Source organism: Rhizobium sullae (assembly GCF_025200715.1).
GTDB classification, from domain to species: Bacteria; Pseudomonadota; Alphaproteobacteria; order Rhizobiales; family Rhizobiaceae; genus Rhizobium; species Rhizobium sullae.
In genome coordinates, this window is the sequence record NZ_CP104143.1 from 4,044,805 (window position 1) to 4,066,392 (window position 21,588).

Below are 21,588 nucleotides of genomic sequence, written 5' to 3' on the forward strand. Positions count from 1 at the left end.
GCATTCGATCGAAATGACTCTTAGTCATCCGCCATGCAGAGCGACACCTCAGCTGCCATCTGGGCAATGATCGACGGCAGAAGACTGTCCGGGTGATCGGCATAGACCGCATGGAAGGTAAGCGGACGAAATGCCGGTGTAACGTCAAGAATCTCCAATGCACCTGCGTCAATATATTCGCCCAGGATGACGCGCGGCAGGGGCGCGACACCAAGACCATCTTTGGCAAGGCGCATGATGGTGGCAAGCGAGTTGGAATTCGAGATCGCCGGCACCTCAAGCCCCGCTTCGCGAAACTGCTGCAACAGCCCATGATGAGGAACGCTTCCTTTTGAAAAGGCCAGCAATGGGTAGCTTACAAGGTCCGCAAGTGTCAGTTTCTTGCATGCCAAGCCGTATTTCGGGCTTGCCACCCAGACGCAGCCATACGTCCCAAGATTGATGTTGACCAATCCATGATCAAGCGCTGGGCCCATAATCAACGCTAGGTCGATTTTCCGTTCAATGATTTCCCGCGCCATGTTGAGGCTCGTATCGACATTGAGATCGATGGCGATCCCCGGATAGCGCTCCTGCACCCGCTCGACAAGGCGTGGCAGAAACGAGTGAACAATGGAGTCGATCGTGCCGATACTGACTGAACCTTTTAGGCTGGTCGGATCGGCAATCGTCTCGCGAAATTCTCCAACGGCCCTCACGATCTCTTCCGCTTTGGAGACCGCTTGCTGCCCGACTGGTGTAAGTTTGACAGTGCGCATATCGCGATCAAACAGCTGAACACCAAGCTCGCGCTCGAGTGTAGCGATGCGGTTGGAAATCGAAGCCTGAGTTGTATTCAATTTCTCCGCAGCGGCACTAAAACTGCCGAGGCGGACGATCCAGAGGAACGTTTCGACGAAGCGCAGGTTCATGTTGCTCGATCCTTTCCGGAGGCATCTTCCTGCAAATGACGTGTGATGCCAATGCCCGCGCTCTTCGACTGCGAACAGGCTCAAAGGATTGGTGCGGTTCCACGTCGTGCGGTGCCTCGCTTTTCGTGCGCCGGCTCGGCGCGGGAACGCTGCCCGCGGCGACCATCCGCGCCTATCTGGTGCTGGACTGCCTGTTCCTCATGCAGCTCGCCCGCGCCTATGCCCTCGCCGCCTACAAGAGCCGCACCGTTGCCGACATCCGCGCGGCGCAGCTGGCCCTTGCCGCCATCCTCGACGCGACCGAACTCCATGTCCGGTTACGCGGGCGAGGGGGCCCGTCGCGCAGGATTTTGAGGCCGAGCACCAGGTGACCATCGCCTATACGTGTTTCGTGCTGGATTTCGGGGCGGCCGCCGATCGGCTCGACCTGCATGTCGCTCTCGCCCCTTGCGCCGTCGGATATGCGGAACTTGGCCGTACCCTGGCACCGCACGGCGTCTGCGTCCTCGATGGGCACCCCTATCGCGATTGGATCGATGAATACGCCGGCGAGGACAATCAGGGCATCGCGGCCGCGGCCCGCCGCCATCTGGACGAGCTTTCCGCGCGGACCAAGCCTGAGCAGCATTTCGGCGAACTCGCCAACCTCTCAACTTCTTCTCGCGTATTTGTATACCCACCCTGGTCAAGCACGGGATCGGCCGGGCCTTTGTCCCCGACCATGTCATTGCATACCCCCCATGTGAGCCGGACCTTACTAGCCCTCGCTGCAGTTTGGCGACGGTCAGTTTCAGGTCGCATTGGGAATGATCTGGCACAAGCAACGGCCTTGCGGGGCGGCTGCAAAATGGCTTTGCAAGCGCCTTGCCGCTACGAAAATCGACGCCAGGACGAGATGAGCGCCTGGGTCGCTCTTATTGAAAACACTCCAATTTGCGGATGATGCCTCAGCCGTCGCTTGGCCAGAGCATCCCTGGTCTTTGATCCAATGCATGTGCCGGCAGTGGTCCCCCCAAAGCCTGATGTAGATCGCTTTCGCTGTTCGTTTGCAGAACCGGGAGGTAGTTTAAGACGAGTGCATCGTCGTCATTCGCTACCACGCCATTTATTTCGAGCCAGGTGCGAGTCGCGAAGGGGGCCTTCTTTCACGCCGATCACAAGATTTGCGCTACATCCCTCTTCGGCGAAGAAGAATAGACAAGCCAAAGAGTCCAGAACGCAGCTTAGAGGGAATAAGCGGAGGGCTTTCAAGCGGTTGTATGCCACAATCAAGCAGGCAGTATCATCAAGCGACGTCTCTGGTGCATTTGCCATCCGACTCGCACGATCTTTTGCAAGCTTTACTATGGTCCTTGTCGACCTATAGTAATTTAGCCTCGCACGCATCGTGGCACCCTGAAAGCGCGGAAAGAGCAGAACATCTTCTGGGAATTCACATGTATGCGTGAAACGAAGATCAACGTTCAAACCTGCGACAGTATTTACATTGTTCCGTCCCATGTGACCGGGAAAATGGCGCATCACTAACACCTTGAGGCCGTCCTTTTTCAGCCGTTGAGCGCGCTTTCTCTACGCTTCTGGTGCTGCGTTCAAGTTAGGAAGTATCTGCAGAATAGATAGATCGCGGCCGGTTGAGCGCTTGCGGCTAAGCTGGATCCTCGCTCAGCCAAATGGCGCATGTGTGGGCAATTTTGCTGGGTTACGCGAGCGCGAGGTCGCCCGCGCCGGTACGGAGTTGGCGGCTAGCAAGCCCATGCCGTTCCGGGCGACCGCAGAGGGTGAAGCCGTAAGCGGCAAGTTCACCGGCACGGTCCAGCTATCGAGCGGCAAGTTCGCCATCGTCGAGAAAACCCATGGGTTCACCCTTGTCCCCTGGCGTCCGGTCATTGATCGCCAGCTCGGCAGCGACGTCATGGGCGCAGCGCAGGGCGGATCGGTGTTGTGGCAGCTTGGGAGACAACGTGGGCTGAAATGGAGCGACCACGCGCCGGTCAACGCTTCCACGTGATGCGCATTGCAGTGCGTGTCGCTGCAAGGTGCATACCTTGAGGTGATCGCTTGAGTCCGCGCTTCGCCCCGAAGGGCAACCATGATCTGCCATGGCGCTCAAGTTCCTCCGGCCGACATCAGTGCTCGCCAGCGGGTGATCCTTTGCGCACACCATTTTTAAGTGGAACCCTGCGTCCCTGATCGGTTGACCAGATCGAGACCAAGATCCTCCTCAAGATTTGACTTCCATCTGATCCATGGAAACGGGGCATCTATCTGCATTCCAGATAGTGTCTAACTTGATGCACTCCAAGTTGCAGATAGAATATGCGCAGTCAAAATATCTCGGAGGGTTAGCGCTATGCGACTGGACTCGCAGCTTCAGGAAGGGGCAGGCGACGCAAGCCCGGCCGATGGCGTCGAGCCTACCGGCCTCACTATCACCAGCCGCGATGATGTCGTGGCGTTGCGCGCGGGCCTGAAGAGCTTCATGGACATGCTGAACGATGACGAGAAATCGATCTTCGGGAGCCTGCTCTTCGCCGATGCAAAGCCTACGATTCATCAGCGCCTTAGCCTGCCCGAGGAAGCGGTGCTGAACAGGCGCGAGCGCGCCATGCTCCGCCAGATCGAACAAACCCCGGTGGATGAGACGCCAGCACGATCGCCGAGCATGATTATCGTTATGAAGGCGACCCGGCTCTGCAACCTGCGCTGCACTTATTGCCACGCCTGGCGAGAGGGCCCCGGCCATGTGATGTCGTTCGCCGTCCTGGCCCGCACGATACGCGACGCGCTGCAAGCGCCTGGCGCGCGGCATATTGAGTTCGTCTGGCATGGTGGGGAAGCCACCCTTCTGGGCGTCAAGTTCTATCGCAAGGCCCTGTGGCTTCAGCAGCGATATGCGCCCAAGGGTACCAGCTTCTCGAACGCGATCCAGACCAATGCCGTGGACATCTCGGATGACATGCTGGAGTTCCTTCGGGACTACAGCATTTCTATCGGGGTGAGCATCGACGGTCCTCCCGCGATCAATGACACGCGCCGGGTTGACGTGAACGGGGCCGGCACCTCACGGCGCATATTAGCTACGCTGCGACGGCTCCGGCAGAAGGGCGTCAAGCATGGCTTGCTTGCCGTGATCGATTCCGAGATCGCCGCCATGCCGGCGCGAGAGCTGCTGGACTACTTTGTCCTGACGGGCGCTAGATCCCTCGACATCCTAAATGCCCTGCCGGAGAACGACGAGTCCTGCAATGTTATCGGCACCTATATCCCCTGGCCTGAATACGTCAAATTCATGTGCCACCTCTATGAAGTCTGGCGGGATGAGTATCAGGACAGGCTCGAGATACGCACCTTCATCTCACTGTTGAACAAAGTCGCCAACAGAGAACATGGTCTGTGCATTTTCGCTGGTGATTGCCAGGGCAAATATCTGACGATCGAAAGCAATGGCAATATTGCCGCTTGCGACAAATATGTCGGCGACGACAACTATCTTTACGGCAACATCTTCAAAGGCAGTCTGAACCGGTCGTTGGCGGGATCGCAAAATCTCAAGCGAGCGAAAGCCGAACTGGACTGCTACAAGACAGGATCCTCGCAATGCCAGTGGTACTCGGTCTGCACGGGCGGTTGTCCGCACGATCGTAAGACCTCGCGCAGGCTCCTGAACGACACTTCCGGCTGCTGCGGGCTTGGGCCGCTGCTGTCCCTCATGGAAAAGGATACGGCGCGCGGCACCATCTGCCTGCCTTAGCTCATTTGAATCGCGGAGCCGCCGGATTTCTGGGCGTCCGACGACACGTTCCGCGATCTATGCAACCCCGCCCAGAAAAGGAGAGACAGCATGGACGCTGCACTTCTTGACGCGCGCCAGGATATGGCGAAGCGCGTTCGCGACCACAGCAAGAGCCTTTCGCCTCGTCAACAGGAGCTGGTCTCGCGGATGCTTCAAACCGCTCTGGACCGCCTGCCCGTCGAGCCGACGAAGCTCAAGCCCGATATGGTCGATGCGCAGTTCGATGAAGCCTTCCGTGACGGCACCGCGCCGACAATGTGGAGCTTCAACATCTGGAACTACCGGTTCTGATCCCGCCGACGGGCGGCCAAATTCATAGGGCATCTTCACGTGAACCACGCGATTCAGCTCTCCTCGGGCGCGGCCAACCTGAGGAGAGTTTCTGTTTGACAGAAAGAAATTGCTGAATAATACTATTTTGCGAACGGTTGTCGAGGTGAGTCCAGCCAGCGCCCAGGGACGCTTCGGCGCAGCATGAGACTGCGAGGTTGTGATGCAGCATCGATTTCGGGAATTCTTCGGCATAAGGACGGCAAAGGATTTCGTCCCGATCATCGTCAATTTCATGGGCACGACGGTTGCGTTTGTGGCCGTCGGATTGTGCATCCTCATCGTCACGACTGATCTCTCCTCCGACACCTGGGTTCGTAACAGCGGCCAAGCGTATCGGCTCTTCGTAACGATCTCGCCGCCCGGCGCGGGAAAGATCCCTCTGCCCGCTGTCAGCCCCCGACTTGCCGATCCGCTGAAGGGTTTGCCGGGCGTTGAAGAGGTCACCCGCCTTTCGCGAGAGAACATGGTCATCTCGCGGAACGGGGAAAGGTTTTCCGAAACCGTGCAGGTCGTAGACGAGAATTTCCTGGAGGCGTTCGGTCTGGAGTTGCGCCCGGGGAGCCTCGCACACGCACTTCAGGCGCCGGGTAACGCCGTGCTTTCGCAGCAGGCTGCGCAGAAATACTTCGGCACGGCCAACCCGATCGGCCAGACGCTTGAGCTTGACACGGGCGACAGCCTCCAGGTGACAGGCGTGTTGCGATCGGTGCCAGAGAACACCCATCTACATCTCAATCTGCTTGTCAGCAGCGCGTCGCCGTTCACCGTTCTGAACCGGCAGTTCCAATCCGCAGGCCCCAGCGAGAGCATCGCGTACACCTATTTTTGGCTGGATGACGGCATCGCGGCGAAAGAGGTAGCGGTGCAGCTCTCCAATCTGCTTGTGACGACGCCGATCATGCCGCCAGAACAGGCGTCCGTGGTGAATCCGGTCCTTGGGATGATGCCCGTCACGGAGATCCACCTGAACAATTTCCCGTCTGGCGAGCTGAAGCCGGGGGGAAGCCGGACGATGATCGGCGTTCTGGTTGCCATCGCTACGATGATTGTCGTCATCGTCTGCATCAACTTCTCGGTGCTGATGATTTCGCAGGCCGAGGCTCGGACTCTCGAATACGGCGTTCGCCGGTCGTTCGGAGCGACGCGGCTTCAGATCATGCTAGGGAACCTGCGTGAGGGCGCGGCCATAACAGCTGCGTCGATGACGCTTGCCGCCTCGCTCATTCTGGCTGCCCATCCGATAATCTCGGCCGTGCTGGGCGTCACAATCCTGGTGACCGCGACGGATCTCCTGCTCCTCCTTGCACCGCCCGTCATTGTGGCCCTGGTCGCTACCGCTGCCACGATGCTGCCAGCGGGCGCGGTCGCGCGCATGCCGCCGGTCGTCTCCCTCAAACAGGAGATGCCAAAGCGGAAAGCAGCCTGGGAGTCCATTCCTATCATTGTGCAGTTCGGTCTTGCGACGGTAATCGTGATCTTTTCTCTCGTTGTCGCGGGGCAGACGACTTTCGCTGTCCGCCAGAGCCTTCAAGCGATCGGAACCGGCGTCTACATCATCGATAGCGGCACCGCGCCGTTGTCGCCTTCCATGCTTGCGACATTCCGGGACGAGGCGTCCAGAATACCGGGGGTGCGGGCCGCATCCTTGTCGGAGATCGTTCCGACAAACTTCACGACTTCGATGGTCGGCCTGATGAACCAGGAGTTGGGCCAGGCAGCGCCGAGCGGTTTCCCGTCCAACGCGGTCGATTCGGCGTTCTTCGACACCTATGGCCTCGCCCCTGTTGCCGGCAGGCTCTTCCCCGATACCGATGCCGCGCAGGCAGGAGGACAGGTCACAGTTCTCAGCGAAGCGGCGCTTCCCGTTCTCGGCTTCCGCGACGCTCGATCCGCGATCGGAACGTCGATCGCCATGATGGGACCCCAGGGGCCGGTTCCGTTCGAGGTTCTGGGCGTGGTGCCCGATATCACGATGAAATCCGTCGATCTGCCGCCCGAGCCCATTGTCTACTTCCCGGTGGCCGAGCGCGGCCGGTTCGTATCGATTGCGATCGACAATCCATGGGAGCCGGCGGTGATCGACCAGATCAATTCAGTCTGGCTGGAAGTGACCAACGAGAGGGCAATGAATGGGCGCTTTCTCGACGACAGGCTTGCTGACCTCTATCGGCCCCTTGAGCAGTCCAGACGCGTTCTCGTCGCAGTCAGCATCGTCGCGATCGTCACGTCATGCCTCGGCATCTATGCGCTCACCTCTCTTCTGTCTGTGCGGCAGCGCCGGGAGATCGCTATTCGGCGGGCGTTGGGCGCCACGCGCGGCAATGTCACAGCCTATGTCTCAATGCGGTTCTTCATGCCGATCCTTGCAGGGGTTCTGCTCGGTCTTCCCGCGTCGGCTTTCATCGCGGTGTACTGGCTCAGTGGTTACAGCCACCGCATCACCCTGGGCCCTTATCCGTTTCTGGCGACCGCCATCGGCGTGGTCACAGTCGGAATGCTGGCTGTCTTGCAGCACACGATTCAGTTGGCTCGAACCGAGCCGGTAGCGGCTCTGCGGACATAAGGCAACGCTATGCGTCATTCGTTCTCGCGCGATCAATTTTTAGGGGGCGATGCGGGTAAGGTTGTCCTGCTCGCGACTGATCGTCCCATCAGGCGGCGGCGGGTCTGGCCCTATGCGCTCGGGATGGGGGTCGCGCTCCTGGTTGCTGCGCTGGTGGCGCTCTACACCATTTCCGTCCAAACCGCTTCCACGCTCGCAGTCCCGACCGAGGGCCTGACGATCGCGACCGCCACGAAAGGCGCATTTACGGAGTTCATCCCACTGAGGGGCCGTATCCTTCCGCAGGAAACGGTCTTTCTGGACATGGTACAGGATGGCCGGGTTGAAGAGATCTTCCATCGGGCCGGAGATCATGTTGCGGTGGGAGCGCCCCTGGTCAGGATCTCCAATCCCAACCTGGAACTGTCGATCGCTACGCAGGAATCCAGCGCCATCGATCATCTCAACAGTCAGATGGCGCTCCGGCTGAATGTTTCGCAGACGATGACCGGCGCGGAAGCGGCCCTGGAAGAGGCGCGGTATCGCGTCGAGCAGCTACAGCGTCAGCACAACATGCAGTCGCGGCTCGTGGTGCGCGGGGTTGGTCCCGCGGCCGAGGAACAGCGCCTCAATGAGGACCTAGCCTACTGGAAGTCGATTCTTGAGATACGTCGCCGCACCCTAGATCGAGTAAATTCGCAGGCCGAAAGCATCGAGCGTTCGGTCAGTGAGACCTCCAGCCGGCTTGAGGAAGCCATCGACGCCGCCCGGTCTCAGCTCGATGCGCTCGTGATCCGGGCGCCGATCACTGGCTATCTCACCCATCTCGACGTTAGCCTTGGCCGGCATCTCGCGACAGGGCAATCGATCGGGCAGATCGACGACAACGAGGGCTTCAAGGTTGAGGCTATGCTTGACGAATTCTACCTCGGCCGAGTCCGCGTTGGGCAGCGCGCTTCCGGCGCTGTAGATGGCGTGGCCGTCACGCTTTCCGTGGCGAGCATTTCGCCCCGGATCACGGATGGAAAATTCAAGATCGAGGCGGAATTTGACCCATCGGTTCCGATGTCGAACGTCACTAGGGGGCAGGCGATCACCGGCCGGCTTGATCTGGCGCAGCGGGAAACCGACGTCCTGATGATTCCTCTCGGGGCCTTCTGGGAAACGACAGGGGGCAACTGGATCTTCGTCGTCAACGGCTCGACCGCCGAGCGCAGGAATATTCAGGTCGGTCGTCGGACGGTCGAAACCGTCGAAATCGTCGGCGGCCTGAAGGAAGGCGATCGCGTCATCACCTCAAGCTACCAAGGCTTTGGGGACTACCAAAGCCTCTCTATCAACTAGGAGTCCACCAACGTGATCAAGCTGAGAAAAGTCGGCAAAACCTACCGCACGGAAGATCTCGAAACACGGGCGCTGGCCGATATTAACCTCGATGTCGGAAAGGGCGAATTTCTCTCTATCATGGGACCTTCCGGCTCGGGAAAGTCAACCTTGCTGAGCATTATGGGATTGTTGGACGCGCCAAGCGAGGGGATCATAAAGTTCGCCGACATCGACATCAGTGAAGGCAAAGATCGCTTGCTGACTGATCTACGCCGAAAGCATATTGGCTTCGTTTTCCAGGCATTCAACCTCATCCCCCATCTCAGCATCGAGCGGAATGTGGAGCTGGGATTGACATATCGCGGTATCGCCAGAGCCGAACGCCGTGATCGCAGTATGAGCGCTCTGAAAGCGGTAGGGCTCGACGCCCGCGCCCGCCACTATCCGGCGCAGCTCTCGGGCGGCCAGCAGCAGCGGGCAGCGATCGCGAGGGCTCTCGTTGGCGATCCCGCCATCGTTCTAGCTGACGAGCCCACCGGGAACCTCGACAGCGGAAATGGCGAGCAGGTCCTGGACATGCTGGAGAATATCGCCGCGACCGGAAAAACGGTCATCATGGTAACCCATGACGATCGACAGGCCAGCCGGGCGTATCGGATGGTCTCGATGAAAGACGGCCGCATCCTTCACTGATCGCTTCGTCCCAGAAATCGCAGACGATCTCGACGGTAGGGGACCGTGCGCCGCCGATTAGACAGGAAAGATACCGTAGCGGCACTCTGGAAAGACGCGCGCTCGGCACTAGTCTCACGCAAGGTTATCTGTTTGCCAACAATAAATTGCTGACCTACAACAAGGAATAAGCACCTGAAGGACTTGTCATGAGCGCCTTGAAGACTGACGACAATCTCTCGAGAATCCGACGGGTGGGGCGCTTCTTCTCCGCGCTCTGGGGGCTGATGGCCTGCATCGTCCCCATCCTGATCGTCGCCCATTGGTACTTGACGCTGTCGCCGGCGAACACGGGCAACCTTGCCCCCCATTTCCTTCAGCTCGCCGTCGTTCTTCTCGCGGGCGGGCCGCTTGTGCTGGGGCTCGTTCATCTTCGGCGCCTGTTCGTCCTTTTCGGCGAAGGCGAGATGTTCGGAATTGAGAACGTCGCGCGAATCCGTAAATTCGGATCGGCGCTCCTGTTGTTCGGCCTCACGCAGTTGGCCTATTTTCCGCTTTCGTCGCTGGCCTCGGCAGGATTCGGCTCTCCTGGCGAGCGCACCATCAGCATTTCGTTCAGCTCCGGCGCAGCCGTGGCCTTGGGGGTCGGCTTCGTCGTGGTCGTGATCGCCTGGGTTATGGAAGAGGCACGCAAGCTGGAAGAAGAGCAGTCACACACGGTTTGATGGTATGGCAATTGTCGTTCGACTTGATGTGATGCTGGCGCAGCGAAAGGTCCGGTCAAAGGATCTTGCGGAAGCCGTAGGCATCACGGAAAGCAATATCTCGCTCCTGAGATCCGGTCGCGTTCGCGCGATGCGTTTCTCGACGCTGGACGCGATCTGCAAGCATCTGTCCTGCCAGCCCGGCGATATCCTCGAATATGTGCCGGACGATGATGTCGAGACCGGAAATTCCGATGGAATTTAGGTCGAGAGCTACGCCATCCCGCGCGAAGACATGGAGGATTACGTCTCGATATCGCAGCACCTAACGGAGTTCGATCAAGCTGCTGCGTTCGGCCCAGTTGTGCTAGCGCAGCATGTTTTCGTGGCCCGAAGCAACGATCATGGCGGGCGTCTTGGCGGCTGCGTCACGTCCTGCCGGTTCGGATGGATTCATATCGAAAAACTCTGGGCCGGGGCTTCACTGTCGATTACAGGCTTCGCGGCCGACTGGATGACGGTTCCCATATCGAAGAGATCGGGCTTTCCAAGAGAGGCCGGAAAACTCCAGCCTCTGGCGGTCCAAAGAATGGGCTCAAAGCAGTTCTCAGGTCACCGAAACGGTGGCATTAAATCTATTCTAGTATGCGAAACAGAAAGACCTCCTACAAAAGTGGGCTTAGGTCGCGCCAGCCGTACGCGACCTCGACCAGTGTCATCGTGTCTCTGCGATCTTCTTTCTCGCTGACTAATTCTCCGCCGAGCCTCTCATAAAACCTGCGCGCCACTGCATTCTCGCGCAGCACCCACAGGCTCGCTGCGCGGTGACGGCGAGCTTGCAGCATTTCAGCCATCGCTCTCACTAGGGCAGTGCCGATTCCCTGTCGCTGGAAGGATCTCAACATGTAAATGCCGGTGATCTCACCGGTGAAGCCAAGATCCCTCAGAGGCGGTGATCGTTGGTCCATGCCGTGCGCAAATCCGACGATCGATCCATCATGCTCGGCCACAAACGTTATTCCGAGAGCAGGATCGGTTTGATCAAGGATTTTCTGCCATCTGGGCCTACGGTCGGCGACGGAGAAGCCAGCAAGGATCGCCTCAGGCATGAGGCCATCATACGTTTCTTTCCACGACGCTACATGCACCGTGGCTATAGCCGTAACATCGGACGGTAAAGCAACGCGGATCGTTGCGGGCATTTGACGGTTGGAGAACAAGTTCATAGACGATCCAGAATCACCTTCGCTTCAAGCAGGAGCCGTTCTCCAGCCGAAGTCAATGCTGGATAGCGTCCTGTCCGGGAAAATGGCGCATCTCTGACACCTTGAGGCCGTCCTTTTTCACCCGCTGAGCGCGCTTTCTCTACGCTTCTGGTGCTGCTTTCAAGTTAGGAAGTATCTGCAGAATAGATAGATCGCGGCCGGTTAAGCGCCATGCTGGCGGCCGGGCGGCAGGTCAGCATCCCCTAACAGGTACATGTCGTGACCGACGGCGCAGATATCACAACCCGCTTTGATCACATCATCGACGAATGCTGAAATTTCTCATGCCCGCCATCCTACGTTACAGTATCCGTCAAGAAGGCGGCCTGAACCCCATTCACCTGGTCTCGGGCTTCGCCGCCCGTCAGCGCCTGGTGCTCGGGCAGGTCAAGGTGGCGCAGAAGTCCAATGAAATCGTCGCCATTCCCAAGCTTCTGACCCATCACTGCGAGATTGTCGAAACCGGAAACGAGTCCTGGAGCTTTAAGAACCGCTCTCAAAGCTCACATATAGGAGCGATGTACTCGCTGTTGTGTGGGTCGAATGACGCAAGCGGTGGCCACGACCCGCGCTATCTGGCGCGCGGCGCCGGACATCACATCAAATAGAAACCGCTAACTTCCATCCGCGGCTGAGAACGACCGTGTTCGGCGGCCGCAACGAAGGCTTCCAACTTATCCATGGAAACGGAAATCTATCTAAATTCCAGATACTACCTAACTTGATATACTCAACGGCCGGAGAACATAGTCCACTAAGGTATGCCCGCCACCACCGCCACCACTAGGCCCCGCGTCCTTCGGCGGTCGAGAGTCTGGCTGTCTCAGAACCCGATCCGTGCCGACCGATGACCAAACCTGCCGTTCTCGCCCCGATCTCCGAAATCCTCCGCGCCTACTGGAAGTCCGACCGCTGGATGCTGCTCCTCGTGGCGGTCGTCGTCTTGCTCTCCAGTGTCGCCAGTGTCGCTGCACCCTATCTCTTCTCGCGTCTCGTCGATCGCCTGCCACAGGAAGGTGCGGTTGCCGTGCTGGCCTGGGGCTTCGTGGGCTATGCGGTGCTCTTGGGGCTCTCGTCGGCGCTACAGGACATGATGCAGTACCTCTCCTTCATGAGCGCGGAGAATCTCGGCTTCATCAGCGGCACGCGCTTCTTTGAACGCATCCTGAGGAAGACCAGCGCGTTCTTCGTCGAGCACAATCCGGCAGAGATCCAGAATGCGAGTTCGCGTGGGCGCGAGGCGCTAACGACGCTGGTGCAGCTCGGCCTCATCGTCTTCATCCCCGGCGCGACGCAGATCCTGCTCACGCTCATCACCCTTGGCGCGTTGATCAATATTGAGGTGGCTGCGGTCGTCGTGATTTATGGCGTCGCCGCCGTCACGCTCACGCTGATCTCCGCCCGTCAGGCCCGCGTCTTCCTCGACAAGGCCATTGAGGCCGGCCAGGAGAATGCCCGCTTCGTCGGCAACGCCATGAACGCCATGGAGACGCTGCGGCATTTCGGCAGCCATGGCTGGATGAGTCGGCGCTTCACGGCGAAGGCCGAAGAGGTGCGCGACAACTGGCGTGCCTATGTGCTGCAGCGTGTCGGGTACATCGCGCTCCTCGGGCTCGGTCTCACCGTCCAGTTCGCCGTCACCTTCCTCCTGCTCGTGCCGCGCTATGAGGCCGGCGCGCTGACCATCGGCGACATCGTGCTGTTCAACACACTGCTGCTGCAGCTCAACATGCCGTTCGAGATGATCGCCCACGCCATCGACGACGTGGCGCGCTCGCGGGCGGCCCTCGTCCCGCTCGCAACCATGTGGGCGGCGCCCGAGGAGCGGCAGGTCTCGCATGCGTCGACCTTCGTGCCGAGCGAGGGGCGCATCGTCGCCGAGGGTGTCGGCTACGTCTATGGCAACGGGCGTGGCGTGAAGGATATCGACTTCACGGCCGAGCGCGGCGGGATCACCTTCCTCGTCGGCGAGACCGGCTCCGGCAAGTCGACCATCTTCAAGCTGGCGCTGAAATCGGTCGAGCCGGATCAGGGTCGCATCCTTGTCGATGGCGTCGATCTAGCGACCATCGACCGGGCCGACTGGTACAGTGCGGTCGCCGTCGTGCCGCAGGACGTCGTGCTGCTCAACGAGAGCCTGGCCGACAACATCCTGCTCGGCCGGCCGCGCGATGAGAAGCGCTTGCGCCGGGCGGCGGAGAAGGCGGCGATTCTGCCCTTCATCGAGGCTCTGCCCGAGGGCTTCGAGACGACCGTAGGCGAACGGGGCTTGAAGCTGTCGGGCGGCGAACGTCAGCGCATCGCCATCGCCCGCGCGCTTTACGGCGATCCGGCGATCCTCTTTCTCGACGAGGCCAGCTCGACGAGACGACCGAACGCGACATCATGGAGCATATCCGCGTGCTCGCCACGGATGTGACTGTGCTCGCGATCACCCACCGGCGGAGCGTCATCGCCGAGAGGGATAAGGTCGTGGCTTGCTCCAGGTGAGGCCGCCATACCCCGAGCAGCAACAGCACTTCCTCGACAGATGGCGGGAAATCCATGGTTGAACTGAGATGCCGCGATGAAGCGCGGCCGGATCGCTCGCGAGACGGAACCGTGCGGCGTCGGAACGCTACGACAAGCAGCTCGATCGCATGACCGCACCATCGCGTTCCGCCGCGTCTGGCGCAGGGGCTGGAGAAAGCGACGGACGATCAGCTCGCAGCAATCGAAATTTTTGGTCGCGGCTGCGGCCTGTATTGGGAGGCTTTGGATGTCGACCTTTCGATCCTGGACCTGCTCGCCGGTATCTTCGTACCAAGCCTACATGGCGCGCGACGGGCCGGCAGACGGGATCGCGTCGAGGCTGTTGCGGCACCGGCAAATGGCGGGAAGGGCGGATGGGTCGCGCAAGAGTGCCAGATGAACGTCGATGGCCGCCAGGGCCCCAGCGAGCCAGATTAGTCTTCGAGCTGCAACGAAGTGCTATTCACGCGGAGGCATCGAGTTTTTGTGGCGGCGAGGCGCTGGCGAAGCCACTTTGCGGCTGGCCCGCAAGGCCGTTGCTTGTGCCAGACCATTTCCAGTACGACGGGAAACTGGCCGTCGCCAAACTGCAGGTCTGGAGTCACAAGATCGGCGGCAGACCGCGAGTGTTCTATGATGTGGTCGGGAATAAGCGCCCAACCGATCCCGTGCCTGACCAACCGCAATATGACCCATTGACTTTCGACCCACCAGACTTCCGCAGCCATTCGCAATCGTTGTTTTGCTCGCCCTTCGCTCCTCATGGCAACCATGATCTGCCGGTGGCGCTTGAGTTCTTCCCAGCCGACATCAGCCTTCGCCAGCGGGTGATCCTTTGCGCACACCATTTTGAGCGGAACCGATCCAAGGATTTGGAATCCAAGTTCAGCGGGCCGAGAGTACTGACGCCACGTAACACCCACGTCGGCCTTTCCATCCAACACAAGGCAGCTGACATCTTCCATCATCGGAAACAAGAGCTCGAGCTCGACGTGCGGAAAGTGGGACACAAACTCCGAGAACACTGCGCCCAATTCCCGATCCGGGTAGAGCTCATCGATCGCGGCGACCAGACGCGTCTCGACACGGGCTTCGAAGCTGCTGGCGACACCGATCAGATGCTCGCGGCGATCCAGGATCACCTTGGCCTCAAGCAGGAGCCGTTCCCCGGCCGAAGTCAGTACCGGATTGCGTCCTGATCGGTTGAACAGCTGGAGGCCGAGGTCCTCCTCAAGATTTGCAACCTGCGTGCTGACAGCCGACTGCGCTTTTCGCAAAGCCCGGCCTGCGGCAGAGAACGACCCGTGTTCGGCGGCCGCAACGAAGGCTTCCAACTGATCCATGGAAACGGACATCTATCTAAATTCCAGATACTATCTAACTTCATGCCTTGCATCATGCAGATAGAACGGGCGCATGCGCGCCAATATTTCGCCAACCGGCCAGCGCTGCTGGTAACGCAGTGGCAACCCGATCACGTGGTGAAAAATACGATCCGCCATTCCGCAACCAGACGATTGCTCATATGGTTGCCGAGATAACTGGACAGCACGTGCAAAGTCGAACTGGTGATCATCACCAGCACCAGCACCAGCACCAGCACAATAACGATCAGCGTTAATGTCGCTTCGCGCTGAAACGGCAGTACGCGGTCAATGATCGCCTGAAACACGAAAGGTTCGACCAAGCCCAACAATCGAATGACGACTGCGGCGAGCATTAGTTCAAGAATCAAAGGCGTGAAGCGCAAGGTCGACTGCGTGAACCACGCTAACGGCACTGGATGTGTTTCGTCATCCTCTTGGAAAATTTCGCGCAATTTCCCCCCTCTCGGATCAACGGACCATCGCAACTCACGACACAACTCGTTTTGACTCGAAGGCCGGTTGTATGCGTTACAGATTCGCGCCAACGCTGACAACACGTATTTAGTGTGTAGATAGAAAATTGCGCGATCTGATGTTTTTTAAGCGTAAGGTTGTGCTTTGTTGGATGAATGATGCGAGAATCAGGAATGCGAGATGGATGAACCCGCCCGCGCCGCTCACCGAGCGGAGGAATCCGGAGTCGAGGCACTCTGCGACGAGCGGCCGGAAGAGGAGCGCGAGCGAGAACATGAGCTGCGGTAGGTAGCCGATATCGTGCCGTTTGACTCCGTCGAGGTGGATGCGTCCGCTATCCGGCCGCAGCGCGCCGACGATGCCTTTGAGCAAGGTCGACTTCCCGGCGCCATTGGGTCCGACAATCGCCGTCAGTGAACCGGCCTTGAAAGCTCCACTCAGATGATGGACAGCCGGGTGGCGACGATAGGTTAGCGTCAGATCGTGGATTCGGACAGAAGGTGCTTTCATCACGCACGCACCCACCAACCCAGCGCCCAACCGACGACGAGCCAAAGCGGCGCACAGACCGCGAAGGCCATCGCGATTCTGTCGAAGGCAGATCGTTGAAGGATAGTGATGCCGGGAGGCCGCTCAGTCGGTATCTGATCATTTGAAATTTGACGCCAAGGACGCTACCACCCAGGTTATTCGACTCAATGAGATGTTATAACGGATCACATCGAAAAATCGGCGGACGTCGAGTGGGGCTGCACCGCGCGAGAGAAATTTCGATCGGAAGGGCTTGTCTATCTGATCAAAACTACCAGGCGGGTGGCGTCACGTTGAACGCAATGGCCTCCTGATGCTAATCGATTGCGCACTGTACCGGCACTGTTGTTCCTCCATGCGATCAGAGGATCAGCATCATCTGGTCGGACTTGGGCTCATGGGCGAAGACACGAAAAGTACCCATCGGCAACGGCCGTAGCAACTCGGCTTCCGGCTTGGCCAGGTCGAGCCATTCCATTCGCTGATCCCGGCGAAGCACCGCCATCTGGCGATCGTGATAGGGGACAATGTCCTCATTCGCCCTGATCGTCAGGATGGCATAGGCCTCCGGCCAATCCCGGGTCGCAGGTCTCCAAATGCCAGCGAAATAGAACCAGTCCCCGTCCGACAGCGAGAACCTCAAGAGTTTGCCGTGCCTGCGACGACGAAATTCCGAGGCAGGAACGAGGCAACGGTGGCTTGGAAACGTGCGGCCTTCCGAACGGATCACAGTGAAGGGCTTGCCGCCAGCCTCACGAGGCTGAAGGCCCCAAGGTAGCTCGACCATCTCAACATTGCTGCCTTCGCGCCTTATGATGACGCGGCGTTCGTCGAGCTCTGCGTCGGGATCGAAAACCTTCGCGCTCATAGTATGCGAACATAACAAGAACCTTGTCGAGAGGCAACCGTGATCGAGAAGGAGGTCCGATGTGCAATGACTATCGCTTGAAGGTCGATGTCGCGACGATCGTCGAGGACTTCGCTGACCTGAAGATCAAGATCCGGTTTGGGGAGGGCGCGCCTAACCTCGAGCCCCGCGACGACATCAAAATTACCGATGTGGGGCCGATCGTCCGAACGGTCGACGACGTTCGCGGCGAAGGCGAACTGGTCCAGCGGCGTTGGAGCTGGCCCGGGCAGAACAAGCGGCCTGTCTACAACTTCCGCTCGGACGGTCGTGAGTTCACGTCGAACCGCTGCCTGATCGTGGCGGACGGCTTCTACGAGTTTACCGATCCCACCGAGAAGGAAAAGAAGCGCAAGGACAAATGGCTGTTCACGAAGAAGGACGAGCCGATTTTCTGCATCGCGGGCATCTGGCGTGAGACCAAGGATGTCGGGGAAGCCTTCACGATGCTGACCATGGAGCCCGGGCCTGACATTGCGCCCATACCATGATCGGCAGATCGTCATTCTCGCTCGCGACGCATGGGCTGACTGGCTCGACCCGTCCGTTCCGGCAAAGTCACTGATAAAGCCGCTTTCGCCCGGCATGCTGCACGTCGAGCAGGTAGGGTGACGCAAAATGCGTATGTCGTCGCACGACACGACTAACTGCCGCTGCGACCCGACGCTCGAAGGTGATCAGCGCTAGCGAAATCCGGTTCCGTGCCGGAGCCAATCACAGAGTGCTAGCGCTGTTCGGTATCTTTCGTTGTTGTCGTCCTCGAAGCATTCATACGGATCTTCTGGCGCGTAGTGATGTGAAGGCCGCCAGCGCAAGACCGTGACGCTGAGGTGAAGTGGGGAGATTTCACGCAGATCACCAGGAGCAAGATTTCCTGTTCCGACTGCTGGGCGTGACCCTCTCGTCCCTCGACCATGATGATGAGAAAGACGAACCGCAGCTCGCACTTGCTTTATGAACCGCATCGTCCGGATCCATTTGCTCTCACTCGTACTATTTTCGGACTGAAACTTTATCGCGCATCTCCATACTGTCGCACAACCTTGGTAGATTTCGGCCAGTCAACGGAGGGAGGCGGGTGTGGATACGAACTATCGGGTCACTGGAAAGAATGCGGCGGCGGTATTTTCTCTCACCATCCATCGCGGCGATGGCATGCTGCTTCTGGGAATGGACTGGAAGGACGGCCGGCCCCCGGCGAACTTCGTCGGGTTTGCGATCCAGTATCGTGAGCCTGGAACCGACTTCTTCAAGAATGTTCGAAATCGCATCGGTTTCCCTGGCCAGGATGTCCCTGATGACGGCATTCGCACCACCGATGCGCCGATCCAAAAATTCCGCTGGGTGCATTTTCCTTTCAATGCAGATCTGCCGGGCGCTTTTGTCTATCGAGTGATGCCGGTGTTCATGGGTGGCGATGGCGCGCTGACCGCCGGCGAGGCGCAGGAAGCAGAACTCGCGCTGATGCGCGAAACCATTCCCGGCAAGCTCAACGTCGCCTTCACCCGGGGCTTTGTCTCATCGCAGGCATTTGTGCGCAACTTCGCAGCCGGCGGGCCATTGATCACGCTAGTGCCGCCTGATGGGGATGAGGGCTTGGACTTCGTGCCCACCCATGCCGATGCCGACCGAGCACTCGCCTGGATGGGGTTCGAAGCGCGCGCGGAAACGCTTTCGCTGCTCGAACGCGCACGCGAAGAAGGCGCGGAGGTCCGCGTCATTGCTTACGACCTCAACCTGCCGGAAGTGGTCGAACGGCTGGAAGCACTTGGGCCAAATCTCAAGGTCATTATCGATGACAGCGCGCGAACCAAGGGACACGGACGACCAGACTCCCCCGAGACCCATGCGGCCGAACGGCTGATCGCCTCGGCGGGCGCGGCAAACGTGAAGCGCCAGAAAATGGCAAACCTGCAGCATCATAAGTCGATCGCGGTCCGCGGGGGCGATATCGATACGGTCGTCTACGGTTCGACGAACCACAGTTGGCGGGGCTTTTATGTTCAGTCGAACAATAGCCTCGTCGTTCACAGCGCAAGCGCAGTCGACGATTATTTTGCCGCCTTCGAGAATTACTTCACGGCGGGAGGTGCTGGGGATTTCATTGCCTCGGCCAGTTCCGTCGGCTGGCATGACCTGGGGCTGGACGGCGTCGACGCCAAGGTCGCCTTTTCTCCGCACAGCGAAGCCAATGGCCTCCTCAACGAGATCGGCGCCGACATCGACGTGGCTGGGTCGAGCGTGTTCTTCTCACTTGCTTTCCTCGGCCAGACCACCAGAGGGCCGATCGGTCCGGCCTTGGGGCGGGCGATGCGAAAGCCGGATGTGCATGTCATGGGCATTGCAGACGGCCGGGTCGAAGCGGAAAACCTCGGACTGACCGTGTTTAGTCCCGACAATCGCCGCCGCGTCGTGCGGGCCGCAGCACTGACGGGCAACGTCCCTCCGCCGTTCCTGACGGAACCGTCCGGTCTTGCCGGTGTCCATGGAAATCAGCGCGGGACGAGGATGCACCACAAATTTGTCGTGCTGGATTTCGACAAGCCGACGGCGCGGGTTTACCTCGGCTCCTACAATTTCTCGGAACCGGCCGACCTCAAGAACGGCGAAAATCTGGTGCTCGTCCGCGATCGCACGGTGGCGACCAGCTACATGATCGAAGCGCTGCGCATGTACGACCATTATCGATTCCGCGTGGCATCCGAAGATGGGGAAGAAACCGGGCATCCCCTTGAGCTGCGATTGCCGCCGCAGGCGGGCGAAGCGGCCTGGTTCGAGCGTGACTGGACCGATCCGGTACGGGCGCGCGATCGCCAGCTTTTTGCACGCGCCGACTGATGCAGAGCCGGAAAGCAAAACAAGATGGCGCTTTCCGGCTCGGCTGCTTTCTTCTTCACCCAGAGTCCGTTCGTCTTCTCCATTTCGATAAACTCGGGAAAGCGAGAGTGTCGTTCGGACCCCCCGACGGCCCCTGCTTCCGAACAACGGGATTTCGAGTGTAGGCGCAGGTTGCTGCTCTTGGTCGTCTGACTGGCCCGAAGCTGCGCTTTTGGCCGAGCTTAAAACGATCAAGAGCTGTGTTCTACACGCTGCTCAGGCCGGCACTCTGGAGACATTCCGCTCCACCAAACAGCTCCCTCTCTGAGCACGCACGACAAACCACCATTCGAGACACCTTGAGTGCAACCTCCGTCCCGATCGGACCTCAATTCACGCGCCTTCCGTCCCCACCAAACAGATGAACCTTGGTCAGATCCGGAGCGATCGATATCGTCTGTCCCGGACGAAGCTCGACACGATCCCTGAATAGCAAGGTCACATCCACATCTCCGAGCCTGACAATGACTTGCGTTTCGGACCCGGTCGGTTCCACGACGACCACGGTCGCGGATGCTCCGCCTTCGTGGATGGAGAGATGCTCTGGCCGAATGCCATAGGCTTTGGCAGCAGCACCGTCCTGACCAGACGGCAGCGGCAATGCTGCGCCGCCTATGACGAATTTGCCCGCCGAAACCTTGCCCTCAAAGAGATTCATCGAGGGCGACCCGATGAATGTTGCCACGAAGGTGTTTACCGGACGATCGAACAATTCGAGCGGTTTGCCGATCTGCTCGACGCGACCATTCCGCATCACCACGATCTTGTCGGCCATGGTCATGGCTTCGATCTGGTCGTGGGTGACATAGACGGTCGTGGTCTTCAGCCGCTGATGAAGTTCCTTGATCTCCGCACGCATCGTGACGCGGAGCTTGGCGTCGAGATTCGAAAGCGGTTCGTCGAAGAGAAACACCTGCGGATGACGAACGATGGCCCGCCCCATCGCAACGCGTTGACGTTGGCCGCCTGACAGTTGCCTGGGCAGCCGGTCGAGCAGCGGTTCAAGCGCCAGAATATCAGCGGCCTCTCCAACGCGTTTTCGGATCGTCGCCCTGTCCTGACCTTTCAGCTTGAGTGCAAATCCCATGTTTTCCGCGACCGTCATGTGCGGGTAGAGCGCATAACTCTGGAACACCATGGCGATGTCGCGCTCTTTCGGCGCGACATCGTTGACGAGGCGGCCGCCGATGCGGATTTCGCCGGCGCTAATATCCTCGAGCCCCGCAAGCATGCGCAGCAGCGTGGACTTGCCACAGCCGGAGGGGCCGACGAGGGTAACGAATTCACCGTCTTGGATGTCGACGGAAACGCCGTGGATTACGGGCACCGCGCCATATTGCTTGCGAACCTCTTCGATCGATATGGATGCCATGAT

General features: G+C 59.3%; 19 protein-coding genes and 4 pseudogenes. 15 read left to right on the top strand and 8 right to left on the bottom strand.

The features are described 5' to 3' along the window. Positions 1–20: 20 nt before the first annotated feature. A complete protein-coding gene (locus N2599_RS20055) occupies positions 21–911 on the bottom strand; it encodes a LysR family transcriptional regulator (RefSeq protein WP_027510656.1) in 891 nt (296 codons plus the stop codon). Positions 912–946: 35 nt separating this feature from the next. On the opposite strand from N2599_RS20055, the gene N2599_RS20060 reads away from it, so the two are divergent. The 10 genes and pseudogenes from N2599_RS20060 (at position 947) to N2599_RS20105 (ending at position 10,546) form a co-directional block, all read left to right on the top strand. After that, complete coding sequence (locus N2599_RS20060) at positions 947–1,282, top strand: thiaminase II/PqqC family protein (protein WP_260307483.1); 336 nt, start codon at positions 947–949, stop codon at positions 1,280–1,282. Beyond that, on the top strand, positions 1,279–1,854 hold the full coding sequence (locus N2599_RS20065) for a thiaminase II/PqqC family protein (protein ID WP_260307485.1): 576 nt from the start codon (positions 1,279–1,281) through the stop codon (positions 1,852–1,854). Before N2599_RS20060 ends, N2599_RS20065 begins: the two co-directional genes overlap by 4 nt. A gap of 750 nt (positions 1,855–2,604) precedes the next feature. Beyond that, positions 2,605–2,919 (top strand): annotated as a pseudogene (locus N2599_RS20070) (DUF3363 domain-containing protein); the annotation flags it as partial. A 471-nt stretch (positions 2,920–3,390) separates the two neighbouring features. Continuing rightward, positions 3,391–4,662, top strand: coding sequence for a radical SAM/SPASM domain-containing protein (locus tag N2599_RS20075; protein WP_198521557.1), 1,272 nt, complete (start codon positions 3,391–3,393; stop codon positions 4,660–4,662). Between the two features lie 90 nt (positions 4,663–4,752). Then, the gene (locus N2599_RS20080; protein WP_027510659.1) at positions 4,753–4,995 is read left to right on the top strand and encodes a DynW-associated RiPP peptide; all 243 of its coding nucleotides are present in this window, start codon (positions 4,753–4,755) and stop codon (positions 4,993–4,995) included. 202 nt (positions 4,996–5,197) lie between these two features. Then, on the top strand, positions 5,198–7,600 hold the full coding sequence (locus N2599_RS20085; protein WP_027510660.1) for an ABC transporter permease: 2,403 nt from the start codon (positions 5,198–5,200) through the stop codon (positions 7,598–7,600). A gap of 9 nt (positions 7,601–7,609) precedes the next feature. Continuing rightward, the gene (locus tag N2599_RS20090; protein WP_027510661.1) at positions 7,610–8,923 is read left to right on the top strand and encodes an efflux RND transporter periplasmic adaptor subunit; all 1,314 of its coding nucleotides are present in this window, start codon (positions 7,610–7,612) and stop codon (positions 8,921–8,923) included. A gap of 12 nt (positions 8,924–8,935) precedes the next feature. Next, the gene (locus N2599_RS20095) at positions 8,936–9,598 is read left to right on the top strand and encodes an ABC transporter ATP-binding protein (RefSeq protein ID WP_027510662.1); all 663 of its coding nucleotides are present in this window, start codon (positions 8,936–8,938) and stop codon (positions 9,596–9,598) included. Between the two features lie 233 nt (positions 9,599–9,831). Then, positions 9,832–10,302, top strand: a complete 471-nt coding sequence (locus N2599_RS20100) for a DUF2975 domain-containing protein (RefSeq protein WP_167333909.1) — start codon at positions 9,832–9,834, stop codon at positions 10,300–10,302. Positions 10,303–10,306: 4 nt separating this feature from the next. Further along, positions 10,307–10,546: a helix-turn-helix domain-containing protein gene (locus N2599_RS20105; RefSeq protein ID WP_027510664.1), complete on the top strand. Its 240-nt coding sequence runs from the start codon at positions 10,307–10,309 to the stop codon at positions 10,544–10,546. Positions 10,547–10,946: 400 nt separating this feature from the next. Here N2599_RS20105 and N2599_RS20110 read toward each other — a convergent pair whose 3' ends face one another. Next, positions 10,947–11,507 (bottom strand): GNAT family N-acetyltransferase, encoded by a 561-nt coding sequence (locus N2599_RS20110; RefSeq protein WP_051336599.1) that lies wholly within the window; start codon positions 11,505–11,507, stop codon positions 10,947–10,949. A gap of 222 nt (positions 11,508–11,729) precedes the next feature. Next, a pseudogene (locus tag N2599_RS38195) lies at positions 11,730–11,825 on the bottom strand (Y4lK-related protein); the annotation flags it as partial. A 41-nt stretch (positions 11,826–11,866) separates the two neighbouring features. Between N2599_RS38195 and N2599_RS20115 the strand changes: the two are divergent. The 3 genes and pseudogenes from N2599_RS20115 to N2599_RS20135 all read left to right on the top strand — a co-directional run. Continuing rightward, positions 11,867–11,983: pseudogene (locus N2599_RS20115) on the top strand (ISAs1-like element ISPto5 family transposase); the annotation flags it as partial. A gap of 410 nt (positions 11,984–12,393) precedes the next feature. Continuing rightward, the gene (locus N2599_RS20125) at positions 12,394–13,965 is read left to right on the top strand and encodes an ABC transporter ATP-binding protein (protein WP_245209255.1); all 1,572 of its coding nucleotides are present in this window, start codon (positions 12,394–12,396) and stop codon (positions 13,963–13,965) included. A gap of 335 nt (positions 13,966–14,300) precedes the next feature. Further along, complete coding sequence (locus tag N2599_RS20135) at positions 14,301–14,495, top strand: hypothetical protein (protein ID WP_027510667.1); 195 nt, start codon at positions 14,301–14,303, stop codon at positions 14,493–14,495. Here N2599_RS20135 and N2599_RS20140 read toward each other — a convergent pair. The 4 genes from N2599_RS20140 to N2599_RS20155 form a co-directional block, all read right to left on the bottom strand. Then, positions 14,492–15,412, bottom strand: coding sequence for a LysR family transcriptional regulator (locus N2599_RS20140; RefSeq protein WP_027510668.1), 921 nt, complete (start codon positions 15,410–15,412; stop codon positions 14,492–14,494). The genes N2599_RS20135 and N2599_RS20140 overlap by 4 nt on opposite strands. A 119-nt stretch (positions 15,413–15,531) precedes the next feature. Continuing rightward, entirely contained in the window at positions 15,532–15,876 is a 345-nt protein-coding gene (locus tag N2599_RS20145) for a 6TM ABC transporter family protein (RefSeq protein WP_027510669.1), read from the bottom strand. A gap of 109 nt (positions 15,877–15,985) precedes the next feature. Continuing rightward, positions 15,986–16,408: an ATP-binding cassette domain-containing protein gene (locus N2599_RS37860; RefSeq protein WP_063829605.1), complete on the bottom strand. Its 423-nt coding sequence runs from the start codon at positions 16,406–16,408 to the stop codon at positions 15,986–15,988. Between the two features lie 382 nt (positions 16,409–16,790). Further along, complete coding sequence (locus N2599_RS20155; protein WP_027510670.1) at positions 16,791–17,297, bottom strand: SOS response-associated peptidase family protein; 507 nt, start codon at positions 17,295–17,297, stop codon at positions 16,791–16,793. 59 nt (positions 17,298–17,356) lie between these two features. Here N2599_RS20155 and N2599_RS20160 point away from each other — a divergent pair. Together N2599_RS20160 and N2599_RS20165 are read left to right on the top strand one after the other, a co-directional pair. Then, positions 17,357–17,948: pseudogene (locus N2599_RS20160) on the top strand (SOS response-associated peptidase). Between the two features lie 468 nt (positions 17,949–18,416). After that, positions 18,417–20,174, top strand: a complete 1,758-nt coding sequence (locus tag N2599_RS20165) for a phospholipase D-like domain-containing protein (protein ID WP_027510671.1) — start codon at positions 18,417–18,419, stop codon at positions 20,172–20,174. Positions 20,175–20,541: 367 nt separating this feature from the next. Here the strand turns inward: N2599_RS20165 and N2599_RS20170 are convergent, their stop codons facing one another. Then, complete coding sequence (locus tag N2599_RS20170) at positions 20,542–21,585, bottom strand: ABC transporter ATP-binding protein (protein WP_027510672.1); 1,044 nt, start codon at positions 21,583–21,585, stop codon at positions 20,542–20,544. Positions 21,586–21,588: the final 3 nt, after the last annotated feature.